Here is a 25,930-nt window from a genome sequence, read left to right as displayed (position 1 = left end):
AGTCAGATCAGGCGGAGCTGACGGTCCTTGGGGCGGCGTGGCTCGGCCTCGCCGAACCGTTCGAACAGACCAGGGTCGACCACGTCGAGGAACGGAGACGGCCGGCAGTCGCGTTCCGTTCCGTGCCGGACCCGGCGGGCCGCGTGGCTGACGTAGAGGCGGTCCTGCGCGCGGGTCAGCCCGACGAAGAAGAGCCGCCGCTCCTCGGCGATCGCGTCGTCGTCGGGTGTCGAGCCGGGCCAGCGCAGCGGCAGCAGACCGTCCTCGACGCCGACCAGGAAGACCACCGGGAACTCCAGCCCCTTCGCGGCGTGCAGGGTGAGCAGGGTGACCGCCTCGGCGCGCGGGTCCAACGCGTCCACCTCGGCCCCGGTGGCGAGTTGGGAGAGGAAGAGTTCCAGGTCGTCGCCGCAGCGTCGGGCCAGCGGGGCTAGCAGGTCGACGGCGGTCCGGACGTCCTCGGGGCGTACGGTGCCGGCGGCGTCCAGGGTGGGGGCGGCGAACCGTTCGGCGAGCACCTGGCCGGCGGCCCGGACCCGGGCGGGCAGCCCACCGGTGGAGCCGTCGGCGTGCCGCAGCTCCCGGGCGATCGCCAGGACACCGGGCCGGTCCCGGAGCCGGTCGTGCGACCGCTTCTGCACCGGGATGTTGGCCCTGGCCAGGGCGTCCACGATCGGGGCGGCCTGCGCGTCGGTGCGGTAGAGCACCGCGATGTCGGAGAAGGACAGACTGGTGGACCGGCCGTCGATGCGTCCGGAGTCCAACGACCTGTGGGACAGGCCGCCGACCAGGTCGTCGACGGTGCGTACCACGAAGTCGGCCTCGTCGGCGACGGACGCCGCCGGGTAGCGGCCGACCAGCGGGGCCTCCGGGTCGAGCCGGGCCGGGTCGAGCCGGCGGCCCCGGACCAGCGACGACGGCGCGATGGCCTGGACGGCGGCGGCCAGGATCGGCGCGGACGAGCGGTAGTTGCGGTTGAGCCGGACCAGCCGGGCGTCGGTGAAGTCCTCGGAGAAGCGCAGGAAGTAGCCGACGTCGGCGCCCCGGAACGAGTAGATCGCCTGGTCCGGGTCACCGATCGCGCAGAGGTTGCCGTCGGCGGGGCTGAGCAGCCGCAGCAGGTCGTACTGCACGGCGTCGACGTCCTGGTACTCGTCGACGAAGATCCACCGCCAGCGTTCCCGGTAGTCCCGGACCAGCTTCCTGTCGCCCTTGAGCAGCGCGACCGGCAGGGTCAGCAACTCGTCCAGGTCGACCAGGTCCTGCTTGCGCAGCAGCGCGGTGTAGCGGGCCGGGTCGTCGCCGGCCTCCGTCCGGGCGGCGGCACGCTCGGCGTCGTCGGCGATCCGGAACCCCTCCGGCAGGCCGGCCGCGGCGGCGTTCTCCCGCAGGATGGCAAGCCCGAGCGAGTGGAAGGTGCCGACGGTGACGTCCTCGGCGACCGGGCCGAGCAGGCCGTCGAGCCGGTGCCGCAGCTCCTCGGCGGCCCGCCGGGTGAAGGTGATCGCCAGGCACTGTTCGGGGAAGACGTTCAGCTCGGCGCAGAGGTAGGCGATCCGGTGGGTCAGCGTGCGGGTCTTGCCGGTGCCCGGCCCGGCCACGATCAGCAGCGGGCCGCCGGGCGCGGAGGCGGCCACCCGCTGCATCGCGTCCAGCCGGTCGAGCAGGCCGGTGCCGACCTCCTCCATCCCGGCGAGCATCGGCTCGAACGGCTCGTGCGGCGAGGGGGTCGAGGCGATCGGTGGCGGCGGCGGGGTCGGCGCGGGCTTCGGCTTCGGCTCGGCCTTCACCGCCGCCGGCCGCTTGGCCTTCGGTTTCGCCGCCGGCTCCGTCGGCCTGCGCTGCGCCGGCACCGGTACGTCGAACAGCGTCTCCTGCCCGGAACCGGCGGCCCCGCCCAGCTCGGCGGGGTCGAAGAGGGTGATCACGCCGTACTCGCCGTCGAAGCCGGGGACCCGGCGCACGTCGCCCCGGCGCAACCGGCCGATGCCCTCGCCGAGCAGTTCCCCGCCGACCCGGCTGATCTCGTCGACCGGGGTACGGGTGAGGATCTCCAACTCCGGGCCGAGCGCGGCTACCAGCTCGTTGAGCTTCCCCTCGACCTTCTTGGACCGGGGCCCCACCTTGTTGATCTCACCGAGGATCTCGGCCAGCGGCACCAGGTGGGTCACGTCGCGGGCGTGCTCCGGGCGGTGCCCGTCCGGCCGGTCGGCCAGCTCCTCGACCCGGCTGAGCACTCCCACGGTCAACGGCTTGCCGCACTCCGGGCAGCGCCCGCCGGCCGCCCGGGTCCGCTCCGGCGCCCAGTTGACGCCGCAGAGCCGGTGCCCGTCGGCGTGGTACTTGCCCTCCTCGGGGAAGAACTCGATCGTCCCGGCCAGCCCGTCACCGGTCCGCAGCGCGTCCCGGATGGCGAAGTAGTCACGGGCCGACGAGAAGACGGTGGCCTCCCGGGCCAGGGCCGGCGGGGAGTGCGCGTCGGAGTTGGAGACCAACCGGTAGCGGTCCAGGCTGCCGACCCGCCAGTTCATCGCCGGGTCGGAGGAGAGCCCGGTCTCCACCGCGAAGACGTGCTCGGCCAGGTCGGCGTAGCAGTCGGCGATCGCGTCGAAGCCGGACTTCGAGCCGAGTGCGGAGAACCACGGCGTCCAGATGTGCGCCGGCACCAGGTAACCGTCCGGACTCGCATCAAGGGTGATCTCCAGCAGGTCCCGGGAGTCCAGGCCGAGGATCGGCCGGCCGTCCGAGCCGAGGTTGCCGATCCGGCCCAGCGCGGTGTTGAACCGGGCCACCGCGTCGAGGTCGGGCAGGTAGATCAGGTGGTGCACCTTGCGGGTCCGGTCGTCCCGCTTGTAGATGGTGGAGATCTCCACGCTCAGCATGAACCGGACCGGGTCGGCCTCCGCCGCGTCGGCCAGCCGGGGTGGTAGTCGCCTGGCGATGTCCGCCTCGGCCTCCGGGCCGAGCCGGTACAGGCCGGGCTCGGCCGGTTGCAGGGTCTCCCGCAGGTGGTCGTACCAGGCGGGATGGGTGAAGTCCCCGGTGCCGAGCACCCCGATGCCCTTGCGTCGGGCCCACCAACCGAGGTTGGGCAGGGTGAGGTCGCGGCTGCACGCGCGGGAGTACTTCGAGTGGATGTGCAGGTCCGCGACGAACGGCGGGACGCCACCAGGGGGAGCGGCGCTGAACGGAGGCACGCCGCATCCTGTCACGGCTGGTCCACTACCCGCCTGCCGCCACGCGTACGCGTGAGGAGTGCAATCCGGTGCTGGACTCCGCCGCCCGGACGCGGTATGGGCCGGGCCGTGGAGTCATCCGGCAGGTCACGGGGCGCGTAGCTCGACCAGGGTCACCTGCGGCGGTGCGCCGACGCGGACCGGTGGACCCCAGAAACCGGCCCCGTTGGTGACGTAGACCTTGGTGCCGTCGACCTCACCGAGGCCGGAGACCACCGGCTGCTGGAGCTTGACGGCCAGGTTGAACGGCGCGAGCTGCCCACCGTGGGTGTGCCCGGACAGTTGCAGGTCGACGCCGAACTTCGCCGCCTCGCGGGCGGCGACCGGCTGGTGGGCGAGCAGGACCACCGGGCGGCTGGCGTCCCGGCCGCCGAGCGCGGCGGTGAAGTCGGCGGGGCCGGCGACGCCGGTGCCGTCGGCGGTGACGTCGTTGATCCCGGCCAGGTCGAGCACCCCGCCCCGGGCCCGGATCTCCTGCCGCTCGTTCTGCAGGACCCGCAGGCCGAGCCGGTCGACCTCGGCCACCCACTCCTCGACCCCGGAGTAGTACTCGTGGTTGCCGGTGACGAAGAAGCTGCCGTAGCGGGAACGCAGGTCACGCAGCGGTTCGGCGGCCTCGCCCAACTCGGCGACCGACCCGTCGACGAGGTCACCGACGACCGCGACCAGGTCGGCGTCCAGTCGGTTGATCATCGCGACGATCCGCTCGGTGTGCGCCCGACCGCGCAACGGGCCGAGGTGGATGTCGGACACGGTGGCGATGCGCAGGCCGTCCATGCTGCGGGGGAGCTTCGCCAGCGGGATGCGCACCCGGTCGAGCTGCGGTGGACCCACCGCGGTGCGGACCCCGTACCCGGTGATGCCGGCGGCGGTGAGACCGGCGAAGATCGCGGCCCCCCGGGCGAGCAGCAACCGGCGGGACTCGTCGTGGTCGGGGCGGTCCACCGCCTCGGCGGCCGGCGGGTCGGCGCTGCCGGCCGCACCGACCAGCGCCGGCTCCGGGGCGGCGGTGGTCGCCTCGGCGGCGGCGCTGCGGCGGCGCAGCACCAACCGGGCCACCGCCATCGGCACCTCCAGCACCAGCAGGACGATCAGCAGGTAGAACATCACCGCGAGCCAGAGGTAACCGGGCCAGGCCAGCCAGAACGCCCCGGCGACCTGGGTGCCGGCCATCGTCGCGGGGACGAGCACCGCCAGCACCAGCGCGACGACAGTGCCGACCCGCCGCCACCGGCCCGGCCCGGTGGTGTCCTTGACCAGCCGCTTCCACAGGTAGAAGTGGATCAGGCCGGTGATCAGGCCGATCGTGCCCACGAACCCCAGAATCGCCAACACGGCAGCCCTTCCTCAGCCGCCCGCGAAGGGAGGCAGCACGTCGATCGTGGCCCCGGCCGGCAACGGTGCCTGACGATCATGGCAGGCCACGCCGTCGACCAGAAAACTCGCCACCTGGAGCACCGCGGCCAGCCGGGGGCCGTGCCGGTGCGCGAGTTCACCGAGCAGTTCGTCGAGCGGCCGGCCGGCGGATGCGGTCTCCTCGCTGCGGCCGGCTGCGGCCCGCGCCCCGGCGAAGTACCGGACGGTGAGGTCCACCTCAGCCTCCGATCGCCGACATGGGCCGGACGGGTTGCAGGAACGTCGGGTCGTCGATGCCATGCCCGGCCCGTTTGACCGCCGTGGCGGCCTGCCAGCGGCGGGCGATGTCGGCGTCGTCCGCACCGGCCCGCAGCGCGCCACGCAGGTCGGACTCCTCCGTGGCGAACAGGCAGTTGCGGAGCTGACCGTCGGCGGTGAGCCGGGTCCGGTCGCAGTCGCCGCAGAACGGCCGGGTAACCGTGCCGATCACCCCGACCCGGGCCGGCCCGCCGCTCACCAGCCAGGTTTCGGCCGGGGAGGCACCCCGGTGCGCCGGGTCGGGGGTGAGGTCGAACCCGGCGGCCAGCGACGTCAGGATCTCGTCGGCGGTGACCATCGTGGCCCGGTCCCAGCCGTGCTGGGCGTCCAACGGCATCTGCTCGATGAACCGCAGCTCGTAGCCGTGGTCGAGGGCGAACCGCAGCAACGCCGGTGCCTCGTCGTCGTTGACCCCGCGCATCAGCACCGCGTTGACCTTCACCGGGGTGAGCCCGGCGGCGGCGGCCCCGGCCAGCCCGGCGAGCACGTCGGCCAGCCGGTCCCGCCGGGTCAACGCGGCGAACCGGGCGGCATCCAGGGTGTCCAACGACACGTTCACCCGGTCCAGCCCGGCGTCGCGCAGTGCCGGGGCGAGCCGGTCCAGGCCGAGACCGTTGGTGGTCAACGAGATCCGGGGGCGGGGGGTGAGCGCGGCCACGGCGGCGACGATGCCGACCAGCCCCGGCCGGATCAGCGGCTCTCCCCCGGTGAACCGCACCTCGGTCACCCCGAGCCGCTGCACCGCGACCCGGACCAGCCGCACGATCTCCTCGTCGGTGAGCAGTTGCGGCCCGGCCAGCCAGGGCAGCCCCTCGGCGGGCATGCAGTAGGTGCAGCGCAGGTTGCACTTGTCGGTCAGCGACACGCGCAGGTCCCGGGCGATCCGGCCGTACCGGTCGACGAGGACGCCGGCGGTCGTCGGGGCGGCGGTCACCCGTCGACCGTAGCGCGGCCGACGCCCCGCAGCGCCGCTCGGGCGGCACCGACGACCGCATCGCGGTATGCCCCGCCGAACAGCGCGGTGTGCACCAGCAGCAGGTGCAGTTGGTGCAGTGGCACCCGTTCCCGCCACCCGTCGGCCAGCGGCCACGCCTCCCGGTAGCCGGCCATGATCCGGTCGCGGTGCGGCGGACCACCGAAGAGCGCCAACTGGGCCAGGTCCGTCTCTCGGTGCCCGCCGTGCGCCGCCGGGTCGACCAGCCACACCCGCTCGTCCGTGCCCCAGAGCAGGTTGCCCGGCCACAGGTCGCCGTGCAGCCGGGCCGGCGGCTCGTCGCCGCCGAACTCGCCGATCCGCGTCACCACCTGCTCGACCAGCGCGGCGTCCGGGCCGTCGAGGGCACCGCCGTCGACCGACATCCGCAGGTACGGCAGGAGCCGTCGCCTGGCGAACCACTCCGGCCAGGGCCCGTCGTCGGGGGTGTTGTCCTGCGCGAGAGTGCCGATGAACCCGGGCCAGGCCGCCCCGAACCGGTCCGCGCCGGCCCGGTGCGTGCCGGCCAGCTCCCGGCCGAACCGCTCGGCCGCCTCGGGCGTCGGCTCGCCGGGGTCGACCCAGTCGAGCGCCAACAGCTCCGGCAGCGCCACCACCACCTCCGGTACGGCCACCGCGCCGGCCTCCCGCAGCCAGCGCAGCCCGGCGGCCTCGGTGTCGAAGAAGCCCGCCGGGACGGGGCGCCCGGCCCGCTCCGGCCAGGTCTTGGTGAAGACCGAGTGGCCGTCGTCCAGGGTCAACCGGGAGGCCACGCAGCTGTCCCCGCCCGCCACCGGGGTCTCCCGGATGCGCTGGTGGGTCAGGAAGGTGGGCAGGTGCTCCGGGTGCGCCCGCAGGTACGCCAGGTCCATGAGCGCAAGGTAGCCGCTCGGACCGACCCCGGTGGGCCGCGTCGCCTGCCGGATGGCGGTGACCTGCATCAACACTCTCCGTATCTGTGGATAACTCGCGTGTCGTCCACAGGGCCTGTCGGCGCTGTGGCCGCCCGCCGCACGCTGCCGGACATGAACGCGACCGACCGCCCCCGGCTCACCGTCCGCTCGCCCGCAGACCTGATCACCGCCGTGCCGTACCTGATCGGCTTCCACCCCGTCGACAGCATCGTGGTGGTGGCGATGCGGGGCCGGCGGATCGTCTTCGCCGCCCGCGCCGACCTGCCCGGACCGGGCACCGACCCGGCCCTGCCGGCCCGACATCTCGGCGACGTGATCGGCCGGCAGGACGCCGAATCCACCACCGTCGTCGGGTTCGGCCCGCCCGAACGGGTCACCCCGGCGGTGGACGCCGTCCGATCGGCGCTGGCCGACCTCGACCTGCCCGTGCTCGACGCGCTGCGGGTGACCGGTCGCCGCTACTGGTCCTACCTCTGCGAAGCGCCGGACTGCTGCCCGCCCGACGGCACCCCGTACGACCCGGATGCCAGCCAGGTCGCCGCCGCCGCGGTCTACGCCGGTCAGGTGGCGCTGCCCGACCGGGCGGCACTCGCCGCCCGGATCGCCCCCGCCGGGGGCATCGACCGGGCCGCCCTGCGCCGGGCCGGTGACCGGGCCGAACGCCGCCTGCTGGGACTGCTGGAGGCGGCCCCCGACACCGACGAGTCCGGCGAGCGGACCATCCGCAGGGCCGGCACCACCGCGGTACGCCAGGCGCAACGCCGGCACCGGCGCGGCGACCGGCTCACCGACGACGAGGTGGCCTGGCTGACCCTGCTCCTGACCCACCTGCCGGTACGCGACCACGCGTGGGAACGCACCGACGGCCGGGAGGAAGACATCGCCCTGTGGAGCGAGGTGCTGCGCCGCGCCGAGGAGGAGTTGGTCCCCGCCCCCGCCTGCCTGCTCGCCTTCGCCGCCTGGCGGGCCGGCCAGGGGGCGCTCGCCGCCGTGGCCCTGGAGCGGGCGCTGGCCATTCGCCCCGACTACACCCTCGCCCGGCTCCTCGACGATCTGCTGAGGCGCGGTGTTCCGCCGTCCGACCTGGACGGATGGCCGGCCGTGACCGAGCCGGAAGTGCTACGCCGCCGTCGTCGCCGGCCCCGCCGCCCCCGCTGACCGGGCGGCTGCGCCGCCCCCGCTGATCCGCCGGTCCGGCGGGCCTCGCTGGCCCGGCCGGCAGCAGGGTCACTGTCAGTGGGGATGGTCGGGGCTATGTGGTCCCTGAGAGGGATATGCCTCGCAGTCATATTCATGCCTGACAGGAATACGGCTGTCAGCGGCATGGTGTTGGGACGGACACGGTCGACACCTGGCCGGATTGACAGCCGCCCATGCTATCCACCGACCGGGTCGGGTAGTTCAGACCTGGGATGCCGGGTCGTTTCCTGACGCGAAATGCCTGCCCCGGACCTCGGGGCAGGCATTCGCCGGCAGGTCGGTCAGGCGCGATCGGGCAACCCGGCGACGAATGTGCGCCATGAGGTCGGGGCGAACGTCAGGGCCGGCCCGTGCGGGTCCTTGGAGTCCCGCACGGCGACCGCACCGGGAAGGTTGTCGGCAACCTCGACACAGTTCCCGCCGCTGGTGCCACTTCGGGTGGACTTCCGCCACCGCGCATCAGTCAGTCTCACGGGTTGTCCCCTCTCGCAGGCTTTCGGTCAGATGCCGGTCTCTGGGCTGGTGGCTCAGATTCCCCATCCAGGAGCGTCTTTGGCGACGCGTAGGCAGTGTTCCGGCGCCGCGAGGGAAACGGGAGACCGCCGAACGTCTACGCGTTCCTGGTAGCTGGCGTGCGGTGGCTGCCCCGGGCTCGGAGCAGGCACCTCGCCGAGTAGGTCGGTCAGGCGCGATCGGCCAACCCGGCGACGAACGCGCGCCATGAGGTCGGGGCGAACGTCAGGGCCGGCCCGTCCGGGTCCTTGGAATCCCGTACGGCGACCGCGCCAGGAAGGTTGTCGGCAACCTCGACGCAGTTCCCACCGCTCGCACCGCTGCGGGTGGACTTCCGCCACGTGGCGTTACTGAGGTCCATGTTGGCTCCCAACTTCCTTCAACAGATCGATGGACTGCCGACGCGGAAGGGCCTCGTTCCGAACGTTCTCCCACCGCGCCTGGAGCGTAGCCAACTCATCATCCTTGTCGACCACAACGCCGCCAAGCTGGTTCTCCAGGTGCCCGACCCACACCCCACCGGCGGAGCGCGCCAGAGCGAACGGCCCGGACAGTCCGACATGCAGCCCGGTGACTGCCGGGATGACGTGCACATGAACATGCGGCAGTTCTGCCCTGGCGATGAGTTGCGTGATCTGCTGCCCCATGACGACACCGAAGCCCTCTCCGGCGAGGCGTATCGCCCTCTCGTCGAGCACCGCCACCAATTGCGGAGGATGCCCGCCGGTCAGAATTCTCTGTCGGTCGATTCGTGCCGACACCCGCTGCTCCACCTCGTCGTCGGTGAGGCTGTCGACAGTTCGAAGCACCGCGCGGGCGTAGGCCTCGGTTTGTAGTAGGCCGGGAATCAGGTTCGGCTCGAAGTACCTGAGTTGGGTCGCGTTGCGTTCGGCGTCGAGCCAGGGCAGGAACCACGACGGCGTGCCGAGCTTGCTCACCAGCCGCTCGAAGAGCCCGCCGGTGCTGAGCGCCCGGTCAGCTCCCTTGATGAAATCCAGGGTCAGCGCCCGGGTGCCACCCTCGACGGCACTGACGTGCGACGCGCTGAAGCCGGCACCCCGCCCGAACGCCTCCTGCGTCATACCGGCGGCACCCCGGGCACGGCGGATCTCGGCAACGACGAAATCGGCGAGCGGATCTGGTACGTCAGCCATACACGGCGCCCCAATCTGAAGATCGACTATTCATGCCGCCACCTCGTCGGCGGTTCCTCATCCGGCTCAGCCCGAACGTTCGTCGTACCTTCCGAGCCTAGTGACCTCCACACCAGAGTGTCACCGGGGCGGCGCTGTCGGTAGCGGTCGAGAGCTGGCGGCGGCGTCTGCCGGAGGGACCGGCCGTGGAAGGGCGGCCGGCCCCTCCTCCACACCGCGCGGACGTATCGACGCGGATACGCCGACGCGGCCGCACCGACACAGAGGAGACGCCGTGCCCAGGGAGAAGCCGAACCCCGCCCCGAGCCCGAAGCCCGCACCCCGCCCCGAACCCGTACCCGATCCCGGGCCGCCCGCGCGCCCGATCGTCCCCGGCCCGATCGGGCCGTTCGTGCCGCCGTACCGGGGGCCGGGGCGGATGACAGGCGTCGTGCCGGCACCCCGCTGGGCGTATGGCCGGAACCAGGGGCCCCGGTGACCGGGCCGGAGGTCAGGTCGGGAGACGTGCTGCACCTGTCGCGTACCGCCAGTGTGCAGTTCATCCGGCCGATCATGGTCCGGGTCATCCGGGTGCTGGCCGACTGGCACACGTACCACGGTTGGGTCTGGATCGACGCGTACGAGCTGAATGCCGCAGGCGACGCGGTCCGGCGGCGGACCCTGTTCCTGATGCCGGCGGGCGCGCGCCGGCTCGCGCAGCCGGACCGGCCGGCAGGGGTGCCGCTCCCGCAGGGTGGCCGGGGGCGGCGGCTCAGGCCGGTGGGGACGCGGTGACCGGGGCGTTGCCCGGCCGGCACACGCCGCTGCGGCCGATCTGGCTGTGCCGGGTCGATGCGAACCCGTGGCCGTGCGGGGAGGCGAAACTCGCCCTCCTCGCGCGGTACGGCGACGACCTGCCCGGACTGCTCGCCCTGCTCACCGGGTGGTCGGTGGAGGCGACCGAACACCTGACGCAGCTCGACAACGGTCGCCGGATCGACGTGACCGACCGCTTCCTCACCTGGGTCCGCCCGCCCTCCCGCTGATCCCTCCCCCGCTACCGGGGCCGGGAACGGTTGCCGGTGGATTGTGGAGAGTTGTTGCGGCCCCAGCGACAAGAAGTCTCCACGATCACGCCCCACGCCTGACGACTCCGCGCCGACCGCAGGCGGGTCAGGGGGTGACGCGGTGGGTGCCGGTGTAGACGTTCATGGTCCGTCCCCGCAGGAAGCCGACCAGGGTCAGCCCCGCCTCGTCGGCCAGGTCGGCGGCGAGGGTGCTCGGCGCGGAGACCGCCGCCAGCAGCGGCAGCCCGGCCATCCACGCCTTCTGGGTCAGCTCGAAGCTCGCCCGGCCGGACACCATCAGCAGGTGTCCGGACAGCGGCAGCCGCCGCTGCCGGACCGCCCAGCCGACCACCTTGTCCACCGCGTTGTGCCGGCCGACGTCCTCGCGCAGCACCACCAGTTCGCCATCGGGGGTGAACAGGCCCGCCGCGTGCAGGCCGCCGGTGCGGTCGAAGGCGCGCTGCGCGGCGCGCAGCCGGTCGGGCAGCTCCGCCAGCAGCTTCGCCGGCACGGTGAGCGGGTCGTCGGTGACGGTGAACCGGGACCGGGTCCGAATCGCGTCGATGCTGGCCTTCCCGCACACCCCGCAGGAGCTGGTGGTGTAGAAGTTGCGCGCCGGGTCCGTCGCCGGTGCCGGCACACCGGGGGAGAGCACCACGTCGACCACGTTGTACGTGTTGGGTGTCTCCACCCCGGAGCAGAGCTGGGCGGTGTGCACGTCGGCGTCGCCGCGGATCAGCCCCTCGGTCAGCAGGAAGCCGATGGCCAGGTCGAGGTCGTCACCGGGGGTACGCATGGTCACCGCCAGCGGGCGGCGTCGACCCGGCCCGCCGGGGCCGACCCGGATCTCCAGCGGTTCCTCCACGGCGAGCGTGTCCGGCCGGCGCAGCGCCACCCGGGCGTCGTCCGCCGCGTCGAGGTCGATCCGGAGCACGCTCCGCCGGTCAGTGGCCCGTCCCATCCCGCCATCCTGCCCCGCCCGCCCGGCCCCCCGCACGCTGACCACCCTGGCTGCGGCCCCACCGCGCCCACCCGGCAACCCCGTGCCGCTGGGGACGCCGACGGGGCCGGGGACGCCGCGCCACCCGGATCACGGCGGCCGGCCGGAGGGGAGCAGGGCGGCTACCGTGGCCGGGTGACGGCGTACGCGGCGGTGGTGCTGGCCGGTGGGGCGGCCCGCCGGATGGGTGGGCGGGACAAGCCGGCGGTGCCGGTGCACGGCCGGCCGATGCGGGACCGGGTGCTCGCCGCCGTCGCCGACGCCGTACCCCGGGTGGTGGTCGGGCCGGGTGGGGCGCTGCCGGCCGACGTCCTGGTGACCCGGGAGGAACCGGCCGGTGGGGGGCCGGTGGCCGCCACGTCCGCCGGGCTGGCCCTGCTCGGTCCCGGCCCGGCGATCGTCGCCCTGCTCGCCGCCGACCTGCCGCTGCTCACCCGCCCGGCCGTCGGCGCGCTGCTCGACACGCTCGCCGCCGAATCCGGTCCGGCGGCGGCGGACGGCGTCTGCCTGGTCGACGACCGGGGGCGACGCCAGCCGCTGTGCGGGGTGTGGCGGGTGCCGGCGCTACGCGCCGCGCTGGACCGGGTCGCCGCCCGCCGCTCCGGGCCCGCCGCCGGGGCCGACGGGTCCGCCAGCGCCGGGAACCCCGCGAGCGCCGAGGACGCCGGCAGAGCCGGGCAGGCGGCCGCGCTCGCCGGGGCGTCCATGCGGGAACTGCTGGGGGAGTTGACCGTACGCGAGTTGGCCTGGTCCGCTGCCGGTCCGCCACCGTGGTTCGACTGCGACACTGACTCCGACGTACGCCGGGCGGAGGAGTGGACGCGATGACCGTGCTGGACGACTGGGTGACGGCTGCCTGCGCCGAGCTGGGTCTCGACCCGGCCGAGGTGTCGGTGCCGATGGTGCTGGACCTGGCCAGGGACGTCGCGCACCAGGTGCTGCGGCCGGGTGCGCCGGTCACCGCGTACCTGCTGGGGGTGGCGGTCGGACGCGGTGCGGACCCGGCAGCGGCGGCGGCCCGGCTCACCGGGCTGGCCGCCCAGTGGCCGGTGGAGCTGGGCGGCGGGCGCCCCGACTCCTGACCGACCTGGCACGGACCGGCGCACGATCCGGTACGCCGCGCCCCGGGGCGGGACGGGCGGCGGGAACGGCGACCGGCGGGGTTGTCCGATGCCGGTCGCGGTGGATTCGTTCTCCGGCCCGCCTGGGTAGGGTGACCTTGACGGACGGAGGCGATCATGACGGCGGACCACCCCTCGAAGCCGACCGGTGACCAGCCCGGCACCGCGCCGGCGCACCACGACCACCACGAGTCGGTCCTGCTGGACGAGCCGAGCACGGCGGACCTGCGGGCCAAGGTCACCGAGGCGTGGCGGGAGTTCGCCCGGGCGCTCGCCGAACGGCTGCGCGAGCTGCCCGCCGGGGCGCAGCTCGAAGTGACCCTGGACCCGACCGCCTCCGGCACCGGCGACGCCGTCTACTCGATCAGTGTGGCCGTGGGTGAGCAGGGACGGCTGTCCGCGCGGGCGGTCGGCAACGCCACCCTGCCGCAGGGCTTCCGGCTGGACCGTGCCGCGGTGGCCGACATGATCGCGCTCGGCTGGTCGCCGCCCGGCGTGGTGGCGGGCTCCGGCGAGCACTTCGGCCTGGACGGGTCGACCGGGGACGCCAGCAGGCTGGCCGGGTTGCTCTCCCGCACCCTGCGCGACGTGTACGGCGCACCGCACCCGGCCTTCCTGGTCTATCTCAGCCAGGACGCCGAGGGGGAGCCGTTGCCGATCGAGGCGCTCGGCACCGCGCGCAGCGAGTTCGGCCCCGACCGGGACGTCGAGGCCGACCTGGACGAGGCGCTGGCCGCCGCCGCGAACGCCCAGAGCGAAGATCAGGAGGTGCTGGACCTGCCCGAGCGGGTCCGGACGGTGGTGTCGACGATGCTCAAGTCGACCTCCGAGCACCTTCAGATCGACTCCGACGGGGACATCAACATCCGGGCCGGGTCGGCGATGGTCTTCGTCCGGGTGCGGGACAATCCACCGCTGGTGGACGTCTTCTCGCCGGTGCTGACCGAGGTCGAGCCGACGGAACGGCTGTACGTGAAGCTCTCCGAGCTGACCAACCGGATGCCGATCGGCCGGTTGTACTGCGCCGACGACACGGTGTGGGCGTCCATCCCGGTCTTCGGGCGCAACTTCCAGGCCACCCACCTGATGCTGGCCGTGCAGGTGATGACCGGGCTCGCCGACGAACTCGACGACCGGTTGCACGGCGAGTTCGGCGGCAAGCGGTTCTTCGGTGAGGGCGACAAGGCGAGCCGGGGCGACACCGGGCACCGCACCGGCATGTACCTCTGATCCACCGCCGCGCGCCGGGCCGCAGGCGCGCCGGCCCGCCCGCCCCCGGCCGGTGTCAGGGGGTGGACGGGCCGACGCCTGGCGACTCGACCAGCCGGGACAGCACGATGGTGCTCCGCGTGGAGGTGACGAACGATTCCGCCCGCAGGCGTTCGAGCGCCTCCTCCAGGTGGGAGATGTCGGCGGCCCGCAGGTGTACGAGCGCGTCGGCCTCACCGGAGACGGTGTACGCGCCGACCACCTCGGGGTGCCGGCGGGCGGCCACCCCGAGCTGCGTGGGTGTGGTCCGGCCGGCGCAGAACAGCTCGACGAACGCCTCGGTGGTCCAGCCGACGGCGGCCGGGTCGACCACGGCGGTGAAGCCCCGGATCACCCCGGTGGCCCGCAGCCGGTCCACCCGTCGCTTGACCGCCGGAGCGGAGAGTGACACCCGGGCGCCGATGTCCGCGTACGAGGTTCGGGCGTCCGCCACGAGCAACGCAATGATTCGCTGGTCGACCGCGTCTATCTGCAACGTTCCGCCTCGGGGAAGCAACGGTTCTGGCTGTTACCAAAGTTCTACGCTACCTACCCTTGGTCACCGTGAACCAGCAGCGCGTGCCGCGAAAGCGGACATATCTCATGTGTGCCCCGGAGCACTTCGCGGTCGAGTACGCCATCAACCCGTGGATGGACCTCACCGTCGGCGTCGACGTGGCACTGGCCGTCGAACAGTGGGACCGGCTGCGGGACACGCTGGTGGACCTCGGTCACGACGTGCACGTGCTCACCCCGCAGGCGGGGTTGCCGGACATGGTCTTCGCGGCCAACGGCGCCTTCGTGGTGGACGGGACGGTCTACGGCGCGCAGTTCAAGCACGAGCAGCGGGCCGCCGAGGCCGTCGCGCACCGGGAGTTCTACGAGAAGCACGGCTGGCACTTCATCGCGCCCAGCGAGACCAACGAGGGTGAGGGCGACTTCGCCTACCTGCCCGAGGCGCACGGCGGGCTGATCCTCGCCGGGCACGGGTTCCGCACCGAGCTGCCGGCGCACGCCGAGGCACAGGAGGCGCTGGGGCGTCCGGTGGTGTCGCTGCGCCTGGTCGACCCGCGCTTCTACCACCTGGACGTGGCGCTCGCCTCGATCGACGACGGCAACGTCGCGTACTTCCCGGGGGCGTTCTCGGCGGCCAGCCAGCGGGTGCTCGCCCAGCTCTTCCCCGACGCGGTGCTCGCCGACGACGAGGACGCGCTCGCCTTCGGCCTGAACCTGGTCAGCGACGGGGCGAACGTGGTGCTCAACAGCGACGCGACCCGGCTCGCCGGCAAGCTCAAGGCCGCCGGCTACACCCCGGTCCCGGTGGAGCTGGCCGAGCTGAAGAAGGGCGGCGGCAGCGTCAAGTGCTGCATCGCCGAGCTGCGCCCCTGACCGGCGTCGGCACCACGAGTGGCCCGCCCGACCGGGGCCGGGCGGCTCAGCCCAGGGTGGCGATCTCGTTGATCAGGACGTTGGAGAGCAGCCGCCCGTCGAACTGCACCTTGCGCAGGTACCACTTCTGCTGCGGGGTACGCGGCTGGTTGAACTGCCACGGGCCGCGCGGGCTGTCGATCTGACCGATCTTGCCCAGCGCCAGGTTGACCTGCTGCGCGGTCGGCTCGGCACCGGCCAGCCGGATCGCCTTGTCGAGCACCTGCGCGGCGTCGTACGAGGCCATCGCGTAGGTGGTGGGCGAGACGTTGTAGGTCTTCCGGTAGGCCGAGGCGAAGATCCGGTTGGCGTTGTTGTTCAGGTCGGCCGAGTAGTTCAGTGCGGTCTGGATGGTGCCGGCCTTGAGGCTCTCGTCCGCGTTGACCAGGGTCGAGCGCAGGTCGGTGAGGATGTTGCCCTCGGTCAGGAAGCCGGGCGCGTAGATGTCACCGAACCAGCGGCTGCGCCGCAGTTGCCTGATGAACTGCTCACCTGCGGTGCCGGAGTAGAAGCAGAAGATCCCGTCCGGCTGGCGGCTGAGCGCCTCGTCGATCTGCGCGCGGAACTCGTTGTCGCCGGGGGCGGGGTTGGCGGTGGTGAGGATGGGGTCACCGATGATCCGGGGGTCGTCGGTGCCGAAGCCGTCCCGGAAGCCGTTGATCACGTCCTGGCTGGCGGTGCCCTCGGGGGCGACGATGGCGAGCCGGCTTCCGGTGGGAAGTGTTCGCCGCAGGTACGACCCGAGCGCCCGGCCGGGCTCGTCCAGCACGTACGACGTCCGCCAGATGTAGACGACGCTCTGCAGGCTGGGCGGGGAGGCGTTGGACCCGATCAGCGGCACCCGGGCCTTCTCCACCGCGTCCCTGATGCCGGACATCACTGTCGAGTCGACCACGCCGGTCATGGCGAGCACGTTCTGGGCGAGCAGGTTGTCGACGGCGGCCTGGCCGCTCTTGGCGTTGTCGCCCTCGTCGACGGCCACCACCGTCGTCGGGTGGCCGCCGAGCTGCTGCCCGTTCATCGCCAGGAAGAGCTGGAAGCCGTTCTCGATGTCGATGCCGATCGACTTCCCGTCGCCGTTCTCCGGCCGGATCAGCCCGATCTTGATCGGCTTGCCCGGGGCCGGCGTCTCGGTGTCGTCCGTGCCGCAGGCGGCGACGAGTCCGGTCGTGCCGAGCGCGGCCAGCAGTTGAAGGGCCCGCCTGCGGTTCATCTGCGACACCGAAATCCTTCCGGGAGCATTGCCGGGCGTCACCGCCCCTCCGGCGTTCTACCTGGTGGGCGACCCTGCGTCAATGGATCTTGATCTTCAAGCAGCGACTGCAACGCAGCCCTTACCTGGGGCCAGGCCGCCGAGAGCGGGTCGATCAACCCGAAGTGCTCGCATTCCGGCAGCTCAATGAGGGTGACCGGGGCACCGACGGCCCGTGCGGTGGCAGCATATGACCTGCTCAGGGCGGCCGGCACCTGGCGGTCCCCGCCGCCGTGCAGGATCACCGTCCGTGTCCGTCGCGGCACCGAAAGGCAGGGGTCGGCCACCGCGTACCGCTGCGGGTGTTCGACCGGGCCGCCGCCGAGCAGCGCGGCCACCGCCCCCGAATCCAACCCCAGCCGGTACGCCTCGGCGAGGTCGGCGACCGGGGCCAGCGCCAGCACCCCGGCCACGTCCTGCGGGGCGTGCGCCGCCACGTGCAGCGCGAGCTGTCCACCCGCCGAGTGCCCCAGCAGCAGCGGCGGCCCCGGCGCGACCAGCCCCGGCAGGGCATGCGCCACCAACCCGGGCAGCGCCGCCACCCCGGCCCGGACGTCGGTGAGCGTGTTCGGCCAGCCACCGCCCGGCTGGCCGGTGCGCCGGTACTCCAGCTGGGCCACCGGCCAACCCTCCTCAGCCAGGGCGGCGGCGAGCGGGCCGGTGTGGGTGCGGTCGTACTCGGCCCGCCAGAAGCCCCCGTGCACCACCGCCACCAGCGGCCGGACCGGACCACCACCGGCCGGCCGGCGCAGGTCGACGAGCTGCTCCGGCTGGTCGCCGTAGGCGACGGTCAGGTCCGGCGGCGGGGCGGGGCGGCTGAGCACCGCCCGGGGGTCGTGGGACATGCCGGCGACGGTAGCGCGGCTGGTGGAGGTCCGGGTGGGTGCGACGGGAGCGGGTGGGTAAGGATGGGGCCATGACCGAAGCGCACCCCACTGGACAAGCTGACGAGCCGGGCCGCCCCGACGGGCAGTCGGGCACCGTGGTCGTGGTCGGCCCGGACGGCCGCCCGGTCGGCACGATGCAGACCGACGAGGCCGGCGAGGACCCGACCCGCCTGGTCGAGCAACCGGCCAAGGTGATGCGGATCGGCAGCATGATCAAGCAGTTGCTGGAGGAGGTCAAGGCCGCCCCGCTCGACGACGCCAGCCGGCACCGGTTGCGGGAGATCCACCAGCGGTCGATCGTCGAGCTGAAGGAGGGCCTCGCCCCCGAGCTGCGCGAGGAGCTGGAACGGCTCTCGCTGCCGTTCGCCGAGGACCAGGCGCCCAGCGAGGGTGAGCTGCGGATCGCCCACGCCCAGCTCGTCGGCTGGCTGGAAGGGCTCTTCCACGGCATCCAGGCCACCCTGGTGGCCCAGCAGATGGCCGCCCGGATGCAGCTCGAGCAGATGCGCTCCGGTGGCCGCCCCGCCCTGCCCAGCGGTCCCGGCGGCGGGATGATCCCCGGCATGCCCGGCATGGGCCAGCCCGGTGGCGAGGGCCACAACACCGGCCAGTACCTCTGACCTCAGCCCACCCCGAAGACCTTCTCCAGGTACGCCGCCACACCGTCGGCGGTGTTCGCCCCGGTCACCTCGTCGGCGATCTCCAGCACGGCGGGGTGTGCGTTGGCCACCGCCACCGCGCGCCCCGCCCAGGTGAGCATCGGCACGTCGTTGGGCATGTCACCGAAGGCGAGCACGTCGGCCTGCGCCACCCCGATCCGGGCCGCGTACCAGGCCAGCCCGGCGGCCTTGGTCACCCCGGCGGCGGAGATCTCCACCAGCCCGCTGTACGACGAGTGGGTCGCCTCGGCCAGCCCCTCCAGGGCCCCCGCCACCACCTGCACGAAGGCGTCCGGGTCCTGGGTGCCGGCGCGGGCCAGCAGCTTCACCGCCGGCACCGAGGCCAGCTCCTCCGGCGACTCGACCGCCCGGATGGCCTCGTGGTCGGCGTCCCAGCGCAGCGGGTAGTGCGCCTCGTGCCGCATCTCCCGGCTGTCCACGATCTCCACCGCGAAGCTGACCTCTGGCACCTCCGCCCGCAGCCGGCGGGCCACCTCGGCGAGCAGTTCCGGGGCCAGCGGGTCGGCCCGCAGCACCTGGTCGGTGTCCGGGTCGTAGACCACCGCGCCGTTGGCGCAGATCGCCGGCAGCGGGGCTGCGAGCTGGTCGTACACCAGTTGGAGCCAGCGGATCGGGCGGCCGGTGACCAGCACGACGGGGGTGCCCGCCGCGGAGATCCGCTCCAGCACCGCCGCCGTACGGGCGCTGAGCCGACGCTCGTCGCCGAGCAGGGTGCCGTCGATGTCGCTGGCGACCAGCCGTGGTGTCTCTGCCATCACCGGGAGAGTAGCCGGTCGAGGTAGACCGCCACCCCGTCGTCGTCGTTGCGCAGGGTCACCTCGTCGGCGGCGGCCCGCACCAGCGGATGCGCGTTGGACACGGCCACCCGGGACCAGCCGGCCCAGGCGAACATCGGCAGATCGTTGGGCATGTCCCCGAAGACCAGCACGTCCGCCGGGTCGACGCCGAGCCGCTCGGCGACCACGGTCAGCCCGCTGGCCTTGTCCACCCCGGCCGGGGTGATCTCGACGAAGCCGAGACCGGCCTGGGTGAGGGTGGCGACCTGCGGCGGGACGATCCGGCGGGCGGCGGCCAGCAACTCGTCCACGTCGTGGTCGGCGGTCCGGACGAACGCCTTGATCACGTCGAGGGCGAGACATTCCGCCCGACTGCGCGCCTCGAACCGATCGGGGTAGGGCCAGGACGGGTGGTAGTCGCCCCAGAGCGGCGCGTCGTGCTCGTCGGAGCCCTCGACCATGACGGTCAGCGGGCCGACGGCGGCCTCCAGGTCGGTCAGCACGCCGGCCAGCACCTCGGCGGAGAGGCGTTCGTCGCGCAGCACCACCGGGCCGGCCGGGTCACTCTGGTCGACCACGCAGCCACCACCGGCCATCACCAGGAAGTCGGCGGCCCGGATGTCGTTGCGGGTGAGTTCCTTCAACCGGGGGCCACGGCCGGTGGCGCCGACCACCGGGATACCGGCGGCCCGCACCCGGTCGAGCACCCCGTGGGTGTACGCCGAGACGGTGTCGTCGCTGCGCACGAGCGTGCCGTCGAGGTCGGTGGCGATGAGTTTGGGCAGTCCCGGGCGGGTCATCGTTCCTCCTTGCCCGCCGCCGTCCGTACCGGTCGTCCGACCCGGTGTGACGGCGGGCAGCAACCGTACCTCGCCGTCCGGGTCGCAACCATGGCTTCCGGGCGAATCAGCAGGCAACGCCCGGTGACCGCCGCGCGGCCCTCGGCCGGGACGCGGTCACTGACCGGCTTCGGGCCCGGCGGGGTTCAGGGGTGCGGTTCGCGGCGGGCGAACGGGACCGTCGGGGTGACGGTCAGGCCGGCGGGCGCGGCCGGCCGCTCGTCGTCCCCGTCCGGGCCGACCCCGTCCCGGTCCACCGCGTCCGGGTCGGCCCGCGGCCCGGCGGCGTCGGCCGGCGGACCGTCCGGCTGCGCGACGGCGGTGAGCAGCGCCGCCCCGACCAGCGCGACCGCGACGAAGGCCATCACCAGCCCCCGGCCGTAGTCGACCCGGAACCCGTCCTCCGGGGAGTAGAACAGCGCCCGCTGGCCCGAGTCGTCCAACGAGAAGGCGGTGACGGTGAGCAGGACCGCCAGGGCGCCCGCCACCGCCAGCCCGGCCACCCGGGCGTCGTGCCCGACCGCCGGCCGCCCGCGCAGGGTCAGCGCCACCGCGACACTGAGCAGCAGGATCCCCACCAGGTACGCGATCCCGAAGCCGCCCACCTCGGCCACGCCACCGGGCACCCGGATGGTGCCGCTGCCCTCCGGACCACCGTTCGGCACGGTCATCACCAGCCACTCCCCGGCCATCGACGCCGTGGCGGCGACCGCGCCGAGCAGGGCCAGCACCGGGGGCAGCCGCCGGTCCCGGCGCAGCGCGGCGGGCCAGTGCCCGAACCGTCCGCCGGCTGGTCGTGCGGGGTCACCCCACTCCAGCACGGGGGTGTCGTCCGAACGGTCGTCCTGTCTCGGGATGGGGAGATCCTGGGACATCGGCCACCTTCCGCGTCGCGGGCCTGACCCGCATCATCCCACGCCGGTACGCCCCGGCCCGGCAGCGTCGACGCCCCGAAACGCCGGACGTCGGCCGGTGCGGGCCCGCCGGGTCGGTCGCCGCGGGCGGGGCTTTCGACTAGCGTTCAGGTATGCCTATCCGTACCGCATCCGCACGTTGGCAGGGCAACCTCACCGAGGGCGCCGGGACCGTCCGCACCGGCAAGGGTGGCCTGGAGGGGAACTACTCCTTCAAGTCGCGCTTCGAGGAGGGCGAGGGGACCAATCCGGAGGAGCTGATCGGGGCCGCCCACGCGGGCTGCTTCTCGATGGCGCTCTCCAAGCAGCTCGCCGACGCCGGGGTGTCCGGCACCTCGGTGGAGACCACCGCGAAGGTGCACTTCGACAAGACCGACGCGGGCATGACCGTCACCCGGATCGACCTGGAGACCGTCGGCCAGGCCCCGGGCCTGGACGAGGCCCAGTTCACCAAGCTGGCCGAGGCCGCCAAGGAGGGCTGCCCGATCTCCCGGCTGCTCTCCCCCGGCGCGCAGATCAGCCTCACCGCCCGCCTCGCCTGATCCGTCCCGTCCGTCGTCGGGCCCGCGCGGGCCCGACGACGGACGGGGTACGGGCGGTGCTCCGGCGGGACCGGTGGGCGGCCGTCCGGTCGGGCACAATGGGTGAGGTGCCCGTGGAGATGAGCCGTGAACGCTTCGAGGAGCTGGTCGGCGAGGCCCTCGACGAGGTGCCCGAGGAGTTGCTCCGGCTGATGAGCAACGTGGTCATCCTGGTCGAGGACGACCCGCCACCCGGGGAGGACCTGCTCGGCCTCTACGAGGGGCACGCGCTGACCGAACGCGGCTGGAACTACTCGGGCGTGCTGCCCGACCGGATCTTCATCTACCGCCGGCCGATCCTGCGGATCTGCGCCACCGAGGACGACGTGGTCGACGAGGTGGCGGTGACCGTGGTGCACGAGATCGCCCACCACTTCGGCATCGACGACGAGCGGTTGCACGCGCTGGGCTGGGGCTGAGCCCGCCACCCCACTCGTGCGGCCGGTCGTCTGCGTGCACCTGACCGGTTCCGTGCGCGCAGTCGGCCCGGCCCGCCGCTCGGCCGATGCGGCGGGTTGCGGGGGCTGCCTACCGTGTGGTGAGCACACCCCCAATCAGGAGGAAGACCCAATGCGCAGCGCGCTGTTCTCCGCGGAGAACCTGGAGAAGGAGTCCGCCCAGCCCGGCATGCGGCTGCAGAACTCCAAGATGTTGAAGATCGAACTCAACGGCGAGGCGATGGCCCGGGTCGGGTCGATGGTCGCCTACCAGGGGCAGGTGCAGTTCCAGGCGTTGGGCTCGGGCGGCATCGGCAAGTTCATCAAGCAGCGGCTCACCGGCGAGGGCGTGCCGCTGATGAAGCTCAGCGGCCACGGCGACGTCTTCCTGGCCGAGCTGGCCAAGGACGTGCACATCATCGACCTGGAGCCGGGCGACGCGCTGTCGATCAACGGGTCCAGCGTGCTGGCCTTCGACTCCACCCTGTCGTACGACATCAAGATGGTCGGCGGCGCGGGGATGGCCTCGTCGGGCCTGTTCAACTGCGTGTTCAGCGGCTACGGCCGGATCGCCATCACCACCAAGGGCACCCCGGTCGTGCTCAACGTCGACGCGCCCACCTACGTCGACCCGCAGGCGGCGGTGTGCTGGTCGGCCAACCTCCAGACCGGCTACCACCGGGCCGAGCAGCTCGGCCTGGGCACCCTGCTCGGCCGCAGCACCGGTGAGGCGTTCACCATGAGCTTCGCCGGCCAGGGCTTCGTCGTGGTCCAGCCGTCCGAGGAGCCGCCGGTCCAGGGCAGCGGCGGCCAGCAGCAGCAACAGGGCCTGCTCGGCGGCCTGCTCAGCTGACTGACGACGTGGGGCGGTCCCGGCCGGGACCGCCCCACGGTCGTCTGCGCGGCCGGACCGGTGCGGTCCGCACCCGGTGCCGCGCCGCCGCCGGAACCCCGGTCGCGCGGGCTCAGCTCAGCTCGCCGGCGCGCAGCCGGGCCAGCCAGGCCGCCGCGTCGGTGTAGTCGGTGTCCGAGAGCCCGGCCGGCGCGGGGACCGGCCGGTCACCCGCCGCGTCGGCCCACCGGTGCCGGGGGTACGACCCGAGGAAACGCACCTCGGCACAGACCCGCCGCAGCCCCTGCAACGCCTCGCCGAGCCGGGCGTCGGCCACGTGACCGGTGCAGTCGAGGAAGAAGACGTACCGGCCCAGCGCCTCCCCGGTGGGGCGGGACTCGATCCGGGTCAGGTTGACCCCCCGTACGGCCAGCTCCATCAGCACCGACAGCAGCGCGCCCACCCGGTCGTGGGCGATGGAGACGGCGAGCGACGTGACGTCGTCGCCGGTGGGCGGCGGGGGCGGGCCGGGGCGGGACAGCAGGGCGAACCGGGTCACCGCGTCCGGGTGGTCGGCGATCTTGTCGGCGAGCAGGGTCAGCCGGTGCCGGGCCGCCCCGATCGGGGCGCAGATCGCCGCGTCGTACTCGCCGTTGGCCGCGCCGGCCGCCGCCGCGCCGTTGGACAGCACGTCGATCACCGTGGCGTCGGGCAGGTGCGCGCGCAGCCAGTTGCGGCACTGGGTGGACGCCTGCGGGTGGGCGGCCACGCTGCGCACCCCGGCCAGGTCGGTGCCGGGGCGGGCGCCGAGCACGAACTCCACCGGCAGGATCACCTCGCGGGTGATCACCAGCGGGTCCCCCTCGGCCAGCTCGTCCAGGGTCACCCCGACCGCACCGCCGATCGAGTTCTCCATCGGCACCAGCGCCGCGTCCGCCTCACCGGCCCGTACGCTCTCCAGTGCCTCACCGACGCTGCGGGCGGGCGTACGACTGCCGCGCTCGGCGGCCGGGACGGTGCGCAACGCCTGCTCGGCGAAGGTGCCCTCGGGGCCCAGGTAGACGTAGCGGGTCGGCGGTGTTCCGGGCATGCCGCCCAGCCTACGCACCCGGCGGCAGCCCGGTCCCGGTGTCGCAGGCCAACGTCCGGATGGCGGGCGGCGCGACGGCCTTCACCTCGATCGAGCAGACGTCCGTACCGGCGGTGACCAGCCGCAACGCGCCCGGCTCCCCCCGGCTGACCGCCTGGAGTTCCTCGTGCCCGCTGACCGACAGCACGGTGTACTGCCAGCCGTCGGCGCACAGCGGCCCGTCGACGGCCCGCACCGACACGTCGCGGGGCAGCACGTTCCCGCGGAGCAACCCGATCACCCGGTCGGCCGGGGGACGGCCGCCGCAGGACTCCGCGACCGCAGCGACGGTGGGGGTCGGCGGCGTCGACGTCGGCGGCAGGGTGGGGGTCACCGGCAGGGTTGGGGGCGTCGTCGTCGGTGGCAGGGTCACGGCCGGCGTGGGCGGGGCGACCGGGGCCGGCAGTTCAGGCTCGGGCGGGGCGGCGCAGCCGGTGAACGGCGACACGGCGAGCAGGGCCACGGCGAGCCGGGCGGCGACCGGCCGCCGGTACGGGGGACGGTGGGCGGGGTCAGGCGGCACGGGCCGGTCCTCGGGGGATTCGGGCGCGGGGGCGTCGCGACGGGGGCCGACCGTCAGGACCGTGGGAGGGGGCCGGTCGTGTGGCCGGTGGGGTGAGCCCATCGTAGGAAAAACCGTCCGCCCGGTGAAGGCCGGCGCGACGCCCGACGCCGCCGCCTGATGCGGGGCGGCTCGGCGCGGGCGGTGCCGGTCAGATCGGGGAGAAGAAGGTGAGTGAACCGGTGACCGAGCCGCCGGTGAGCATCGGGGTGGAGACGGCGTCGACGGTGGCGTAGGTGCTGGCGTCGCCGGCGGGCTGCACCCGCAGCAGGCCCCGGGCGAGTCGACCGGAGTGCAGGGCGAGCAGCGGGGGGATCTTGTCGGTCTCCTGCTCGGGCAGCTCGTGCCGGGCGGCGGTGAAGTCGAGCAGCCGCAGCCCCCCTTCGAGCAGCGGCAGGCCGACCACGTCCTCGGGGGCACCGAGGCAGAGCAGTTCGCAGCCGGCGGCGGAGATGGCCACCACGAGGGTGTCGGCGTCGATCAGCAGGCAGGGCTCCTCGGCGTGCGACACGCTCGCCGACCACTTCCCGACGTTGTCGCACCCCGGCCCTGTCGGCGTCCGCGCCGCCGGCACGAACACGTCCGGGAGCGAGAGTTCGACGTGGGCCACCGCGCCTCCTAGGTACACCGACGGTCTGTCCACGCTAGCCGGTCTTCGTGACGGTCGCCGACCGCGCGGGAGCCACCGGCCGCCGGTGGAGGGATCAAGTGCCCTGGTGGGCGGCCGGCGACGGCGCGGACCAGCATGTCGGGGGGACCGGTACCGCGGGGCGTCGCCGGTGACGTTACCGGCGACCCGCCGGCTTGTCAGCGGCCGTTCGGCCCTCGTCGTACCACCGGTAGTCGCCGGTGGGACGGTAAGTGCCGTTGTGCCAGGTCTGCGGGGCCTGGGCGACCCGGGACAGCTTCTCGGCAGTGGCCGGGCTGATCCGGTTGCCTCCGGCGACGAGGAGCCGGTCGAGCTCCCGGTGGGTCGCCATCATGCAGTCCTTCGGCAGGCCGTACACGCTGATGACGCCGGAGCCGACGAAGGTCAGCACCGGCGTCACCGGGATCGGCAGCCCGACCGCCTGGCTGAGTGCCTTGCTGGCCCGCTTGGCGTCCCGCCGGGCCTCGGCCACGTACGGCGGGCGCTTGCCGTTGATCTGCACCACGTCCCCGGCGACCAGCACCCGGGCCCGGCCGTGGTCGGCGATGCTCACCGCGAACAGCCCGCTGGGGCCGATGGCGAGGAACCCGGCGCGTTCGTCCTGGCCGTGGTCGCGCAGGACGTCGGAGACGTCGGTGCGCGGCCATTCGATGACGTGCCAGGCGGGGCCGAGGTGGTCGAGCTGACCGAGCGCCCGCGCACCGGCGGCCTCCAGCCGGCGGGCGCCCCGCTCGGCCCGGCGTCGACGTGCCCACTCCAGTGGGGTCGGACGTACCGGGTCGAGAGCCGCGGACCCGTCGGGACGGGGGTGCGGCACCGCCACGGGCGGCAGTGCCCGGGTGGGTACGGCTCGACGAGCGGGAAAGACAGTCATCGCGACCTCCG

At 73.5% G+C, this 25,930-nt stretch carries 30 protein-coding genes; 11 read left to right on the top strand and 19 right to left on the bottom strand.

Annotated features, from left to right (window positions below):
• Positions 1-2: 2 nt before the first annotated feature.
• From ACN261_RS08905 to ACN261_RS08885, 5 genes are all read right to left on the bottom strand, one after another.
• The gene (locus ACN261_RS08905) at positions 3-3,197 is read right to left on the bottom strand and encodes a UvrD-helicase domain-containing protein (RefSeq protein ID WP_425849473.1); all 3,195 of its coding nucleotides are present in this window, start codon (positions 3,195-3,197) and stop codon (positions 3-5) included.
• 126 nt (positions 3,198-3,323) lie between these two features.
• Positions 3,324-4,571: a metallophosphoesterase gene (locus ACN261_RS08900; RefSeq protein WP_425849471.1), complete on the bottom strand. Its 1,248-nt coding sequence runs from the start codon at positions 4,569-4,571 to the stop codon at positions 3,324-3,326.
• Between the two features lie 12 nt (positions 4,572-4,583).
• A complete protein-coding gene (locus ACN261_RS08895; protein WP_425849469.1) occupies positions 4,584-4,892 on the bottom strand; it encodes a MoaD/ThiS family protein in 309 nt (102 codons plus the stop codon).
• A complete protein-coding gene (gene moaA, locus ACN261_RS08890) occupies positions 4,831-5,844 on the bottom strand; it encodes a GTP 3',8-cyclase MoaA (RefSeq protein WP_421484772.1) in 1,014 nt (337 codons plus the stop codon). The genes ACN261_RS08895 and moaA overlap by 62 nt, the downstream gene beginning before the upstream one ends.
• Entirely contained in the window at positions 5,841-6,755 is a 915-nt protein-coding gene (locus ACN261_RS08885) for a fructosamine kinase family protein (protein ID WP_425853576.1), read from the bottom strand. The genes moaA and ACN261_RS08885 overlap by 4 nt, the downstream gene beginning before the upstream one ends.
• Before the next feature lie 153 nt (positions 6,756-6,908).
• Between ACN261_RS08885 and ACN261_RS08880 the strand changes: the two genes are divergently transcribed.
• Positions 6,909-7,955 (top strand): DUF4192 domain-containing protein, encoded by a 1,047-nt coding sequence (locus ACN261_RS08880; protein WP_421484771.1) that lies wholly within the window; start codon positions 6,909-6,911, stop codon positions 7,953-7,955.
• Between the two features lie 323 nt (positions 7,956-8,278).
• On the opposite strand, the gene ACN261_RS08875 is transcribed toward ACN261_RS08880, so the two are convergent.
• From ACN261_RS08875 to ACN261_RS08865, 3 genes are all read right to left on the bottom strand, one after another.
• Complete coding sequence (locus ACN261_RS08875) at positions 8,279-8,470, bottom strand: DUF397 domain-containing protein (protein ID WP_421484770.1); 192 nt, start codon at positions 8,468-8,470, stop codon at positions 8,279-8,281.
• A 209-nt stretch (positions 8,471-8,679) separates the two neighbouring features.
• Positions 8,680-8,871: a DUF397 domain-containing protein gene (locus ACN261_RS08870; RefSeq protein WP_421484769.1), complete on the bottom strand. Its 192-nt coding sequence runs from the start codon at positions 8,869-8,871 to the stop codon at positions 8,680-8,682.
• Entirely contained in the window at positions 8,858-9,664 is an 807-nt protein-coding gene (locus tag ACN261_RS08865; RefSeq protein WP_421484768.1) for a helix-turn-helix domain-containing protein, read from the bottom strand. The genes ACN261_RS08870 and ACN261_RS08865 overlap by 14 nt, the downstream gene beginning before the upstream one ends.
• Positions 9,665-10,138: 474 nt before the next feature.
• Here ACN261_RS08865 and ACN261_RS08860 point away from each other — a divergent pair, with 474 nt between their 5' ends.
• On the top strand, positions 10,139-10,438 hold the full coding sequence (locus ACN261_RS08860; RefSeq protein ID WP_421484767.1) for a hypothetical protein: 300 nt from the start codon (positions 10,139-10,141) through the stop codon (positions 10,436-10,438).
• Positions 10,435-10,689, top strand: coding sequence for a flavin reductase (locus tag ACN261_RS08855; protein WP_421484766.1), 255 nt, complete (start codon positions 10,435-10,437; stop codon positions 10,687-10,689). Before ACN261_RS08860 ends, ACN261_RS08855 begins: the two co-directional genes overlap by 4 nt.
• A gap of 127 nt (positions 10,690-10,816) precedes the next feature.
• Here ACN261_RS08855 and fdhD read toward each other — a convergent pair whose 3' ends face one another.
• Positions 10,817-11,671, bottom strand: a complete 855-nt coding sequence (gene fdhD, locus ACN261_RS08850) for a formate dehydrogenase accessory sulfurtransferase FdhD (protein WP_425849466.1) — start codon at positions 11,669-11,671, stop codon at positions 10,817-10,819.
• Positions 11,672-11,845: 174 nt separating this feature from the next.
• Between fdhD and mobA the strand changes: the two genes are divergently transcribed.
• The 3 genes from mobA to ACN261_RS08835 all read left to right on the top strand — a co-directional run bounded on the left by mobA (position 11,846) and on the right by ACN261_RS08835 (position 14,061).
• The gene (gene mobA, locus ACN261_RS08845; protein WP_421484764.1) at positions 11,846-12,538 is read left to right on the top strand and encodes a molybdenum cofactor guanylyltransferase; all 693 of its coding nucleotides are present in this window, start codon (positions 11,846-11,848) and stop codon (positions 12,536-12,538) included.
• Positions 12,535-12,792, top strand: coding sequence for a DUF6457 domain-containing protein (locus ACN261_RS08840; protein ID WP_425849465.1), 258 nt, complete (start codon positions 12,535-12,537; stop codon positions 12,790-12,792). The genes mobA and ACN261_RS08840 overlap by 4 nt, the downstream gene beginning before the upstream one ends.
• Before the next feature lie 156 nt (positions 12,793-12,948).
• A complete protein-coding gene (locus ACN261_RS08835; protein WP_425849463.1) occupies positions 12,949-14,061 on the top strand; it encodes a T3SS (YopN, CesT) and YbjN peptide-binding chaperone 1 in 1,113 nt (370 codons plus the stop codon).
• A 55-nt stretch (positions 14,062-14,116) separates the two neighbouring features.
• Here ACN261_RS08835 and ACN261_RS08830 read toward each other — a convergent pair whose 3' ends face one another.
• A complete protein-coding gene (locus ACN261_RS08830) occupies positions 14,117-14,575 on the bottom strand; it encodes an Lrp/AsnC family transcriptional regulator (RefSeq protein WP_204925468.1) in 459 nt (152 codons plus the stop codon).
• Positions 14,576-14,634: 59 nt separating this feature from the next.
• On the opposite strand from ACN261_RS08830, the gene ddaH reads away from it, so the two are divergent.
• Entirely contained in the window at positions 14,635-15,468 is an 834-nt protein-coding gene (gene ddaH / locus ACN261_RS08825) for a dimethylargininase (protein ID WP_425849462.1), read from the top strand.
• A 46-nt stretch (positions 15,469-15,514) separates the two neighbouring features.
• Here ddaH and ACN261_RS08820 read toward each other — a convergent pair whose 3' ends face one another.
• Positions 15,515-16,729 (bottom strand): ABC transporter substrate-binding protein, encoded by a 1,215-nt coding sequence (locus ACN261_RS08820; protein ID WP_421484760.1) that lies wholly within the window; start codon positions 16,727-16,729, stop codon positions 15,515-15,517.
• A gap of 29 nt (positions 16,730-16,758) precedes the next feature.
• Positions 16,759-17,604 carry an alpha/beta hydrolase family protein gene (locus ACN261_RS08815; RefSeq protein ID WP_425849459.1) on the bottom strand — a complete coding sequence of 282 codons (846 nt, stop codon included), beginning with the start codon at positions 17,602-17,604 and terminating at the stop codon, positions 16,759-16,761.
• Between the two features lie 71 nt (positions 17,605-17,675).
• Here ACN261_RS08815 and ACN261_RS08810 point away from each other — a divergent pair, with 71 nt between their 5' ends.
• Entirely contained in the window at positions 17,676-18,266 is a 591-nt protein-coding gene (locus ACN261_RS08810; protein ID WP_421484758.1) for a bacterial proteasome activator family protein, read from the top strand.
• 2 nt (positions 18,267-18,268) lie between these two features.
• Here ACN261_RS08810 and ACN261_RS08805 read toward each other — a convergent pair whose 3' ends face one another.
• The 3 genes from ACN261_RS08805 to ACN261_RS08795 all read right to left on the bottom strand — a co-directional run bounded on the left by ACN261_RS08805 (position 18,269) and on the right by ACN261_RS08795 (position 20,816).
• Positions 18,269-19,081, bottom strand: a complete 813-nt coding sequence (locus tag ACN261_RS08805; RefSeq protein WP_421484757.1) for an HAD family hydrolase — start codon at positions 19,079-19,081, stop codon at positions 18,269-18,271.
• On the bottom strand, positions 19,081-19,902 hold the full coding sequence (locus ACN261_RS08800; protein ID WP_421484756.1) for an HAD family hydrolase: 822 nt from the start codon (positions 19,900-19,902) through the stop codon (positions 19,081-19,083). Before ACN261_RS08800 ends, ACN261_RS08805 begins: the two co-directional genes overlap by 1 nt.
• A 185-nt stretch (positions 19,903-20,087) precedes the next feature.
• Complete coding sequence (locus ACN261_RS08795; RefSeq protein ID WP_425849456.1) at positions 20,088-20,816, bottom strand: hypothetical protein; 729 nt, start codon at positions 20,814-20,816, stop codon at positions 20,088-20,090.
• 152 nt (positions 20,817-20,968) lie between these two features.
• Here ACN261_RS08795 and ACN261_RS08790 point away from each other — a divergent pair, with 152 nt between their 5' ends.
• The 3 genes from ACN261_RS08790 (at position 20,969) to ACN261_RS08780 (ending at position 22,726) form a co-directional block, all read left to right on the top strand.
• Positions 20,969-21,397 carry an OsmC family protein gene (locus ACN261_RS08790; protein ID WP_088643598.1) on the top strand — a complete coding sequence of 143 codons (429 nt, stop codon included), beginning with the start codon at positions 20,969-20,971 and terminating at the stop codon, positions 21,395-21,397.
• Between the two features lie 113 nt (positions 21,398-21,510).
• Entirely contained in the window at positions 21,511-21,855 is a 345-nt protein-coding gene (locus tag ACN261_RS08785; RefSeq protein ID WP_204925639.1) for a metallopeptidase family protein, read from the top strand.
• Positions 21,856-22,006: 151 nt separating this feature from the next.
• Entirely contained in the window at positions 22,007-22,726 is a 720-nt protein-coding gene (locus tag ACN261_RS08780) for an AIM24 family protein (RefSeq protein WP_088643597.1), read from the top strand.
• Positions 22,727-22,838: 112 nt separating this feature from the next.
• Here the strand turns inward: ACN261_RS08780 and pheA are convergent, their stop codons facing one another.
• The 4 genes from pheA to ACN261_RS08760 all read right to left on the bottom strand — a co-directional run bounded on the left by pheA (position 22,839) and on the right by ACN261_RS08760 (position 25,919).
• Positions 22,839-23,795: a prephenate dehydratase gene (pheA, locus tag ACN261_RS08775; protein WP_421484754.1), complete on the bottom strand. Its 957-nt coding sequence runs from the start codon at positions 23,793-23,795 to the stop codon at positions 22,839-22,841.
• A 10-nt stretch (positions 23,796-23,805) separates the two neighbouring features.
• Positions 23,806-24,297 (bottom strand): hypothetical protein, encoded by a 492-nt coding sequence (locus tag ACN261_RS08770; protein ID WP_421486952.1) that lies wholly within the window; start codon positions 24,295-24,297, stop codon positions 23,806-23,808.
• 250 nt (positions 24,298-24,547) lie between these two features.
• Positions 24,548-25,006, bottom strand: a complete 459-nt coding sequence (locus tag ACN261_RS08765; protein ID WP_204925460.1) for a hypothetical protein — start codon at positions 25,004-25,006, stop codon at positions 24,548-24,550.
• 175 nt (positions 25,007-25,181) lie between these two features.
• Positions 25,182-25,919 carry a hypothetical protein gene (locus tag ACN261_RS08760; protein ID WP_421484753.1) on the bottom strand — a complete coding sequence of 246 codons (738 nt, stop codon included), beginning with the start codon at positions 25,917-25,919 and terminating at the stop codon, positions 25,182-25,184.
• Between the last annotated feature and the right edge of the window lie 11 nt (positions 25,920-25,930).

This window comes from Micromonospora sp. WMMD723 (assembly GCF_049863385.1).
Lineage (GTDB): Bacteria > Actinomycetota > Actinomycetes > Mycobacteriales > Micromonosporaceae > Micromonospora > Micromonospora wenchangensis.
Note: the sequence above shows the minus strand (reverse complement) of the source record. Positions and strands in the feature narration are given on the sequence as shown.

Excerpts from the sequence above, each read along its gene's own strand:
- ACN261_RS08815 (WP_425849459.1), bottom strand. The coding sequence starts at position 17,604 with ATGTCCCACGACCCCCGGGCGGTGCTCAGCCGCCCCGCCCCGCCGCCG.
- ACN261_RS08885 (WP_425853576.1), bottom strand. The coding sequence starts at position 6,755 with ATGGACCTGGCGTACCTGCGGGCGCACCCGGAGCACCTGCCCACCTTC.
- ACN261_RS08795 (WP_425849456.1), bottom strand. The coding sequence starts at position 20,816 with ATGTCCCAGGATCTCCCCATCCCGAGACAGGACGACCGTTCGGACGAC.
- pheA (WP_421484754.1), bottom strand. The coding sequence starts at position 23,795 with ATGCCCGGAACACCGCCGACCCGCTACGTCTACCTGGGCCCCGAGGGC.
- ACN261_RS08895 (WP_425849469.1), bottom strand. The coding sequence starts at position 4,892 with ATGGCATCGACGACCCGACGTTCCTGCAACCCGTCCGGCCCATGTCGG.
- ACN261_RS08870 (WP_421484769.1), bottom strand. The coding sequence starts at position 8,871 with ATGGACCTCAGTAACGCCACGTGGCGGAAGTCCACCCGCAGCGGTGCG.
- ACN261_RS08810 (WP_421484758.1), top strand. The coding sequence starts at position 17,676 with ATGACCGAAGCGCACCCCACTGGACAAGCTGACGAGCCGGGCCGCCCC.
- ACN261_RS08835 (WP_425849463.1), top strand. The coding sequence starts at position 12,949 with ATGACGGCGGACCACCCCTCGAAGCCGACCGGTGACCAGCCCGGCACC.
- ACN261_RS08865 (WP_421484768.1), bottom strand. The coding sequence starts at position 9,664 with ATGGCTGACGTACCAGATCCGCTCGCCGATTTCGTCGTTGCCGAGATC.
- ACN261_RS08760 (WP_421484753.1), bottom strand. The coding sequence starts at position 25,919 with ATGACTGTCTTTCCCGCTCGTCGAGCCGTACCCACCCGGGCACTGCCG.
- ACN261_RS08790 (WP_088643598.1), top strand. The coding sequence starts at position 20,969 with ATGCCTATCCGTACCGCATCCGCACGTTGGCAGGGCAACCTCACCGAG.
- ACN261_RS08840 (WP_425849465.1), top strand. The coding sequence starts at position 12,535 with ATGACCGTGCTGGACGACTGGGTGACGGCTGCCTGCGCCGAGCTGGGT.
- fdhD (WP_425849466.1), bottom strand. The coding sequence starts at position 11,671 with ATGGGACGGGCCACTGACCGGCGGAGCGTGCTCCGGATCGACCTCGAC.
- ACN261_RS08880 (WP_421484771.1), top strand. The coding sequence starts at position 6,909 with ATGAACGCGACCGACCGCCCCCGGCTCACCGTCCGCTCGCCCGCAGAC.
- ACN261_RS08800 (WP_421484756.1), bottom strand. The coding sequence starts at position 19,902 with ATGACCCGCCCGGGACTGCCCAAACTCATCGCCACCGACCTCGACGGC.
- ACN261_RS08780 (WP_088643597.1), top strand. The coding sequence starts at position 22,007 with ATGCGCAGCGCGCTGTTCTCCGCGGAGAACCTGGAGAAGGAGTCCGCC.
- ACN261_RS08805 (WP_421484757.1), bottom strand. The coding sequence starts at position 19,081 with ATGGCAGAGACACCACGGCTGGTCGCCAGCGACATCGACGGCACCCTG.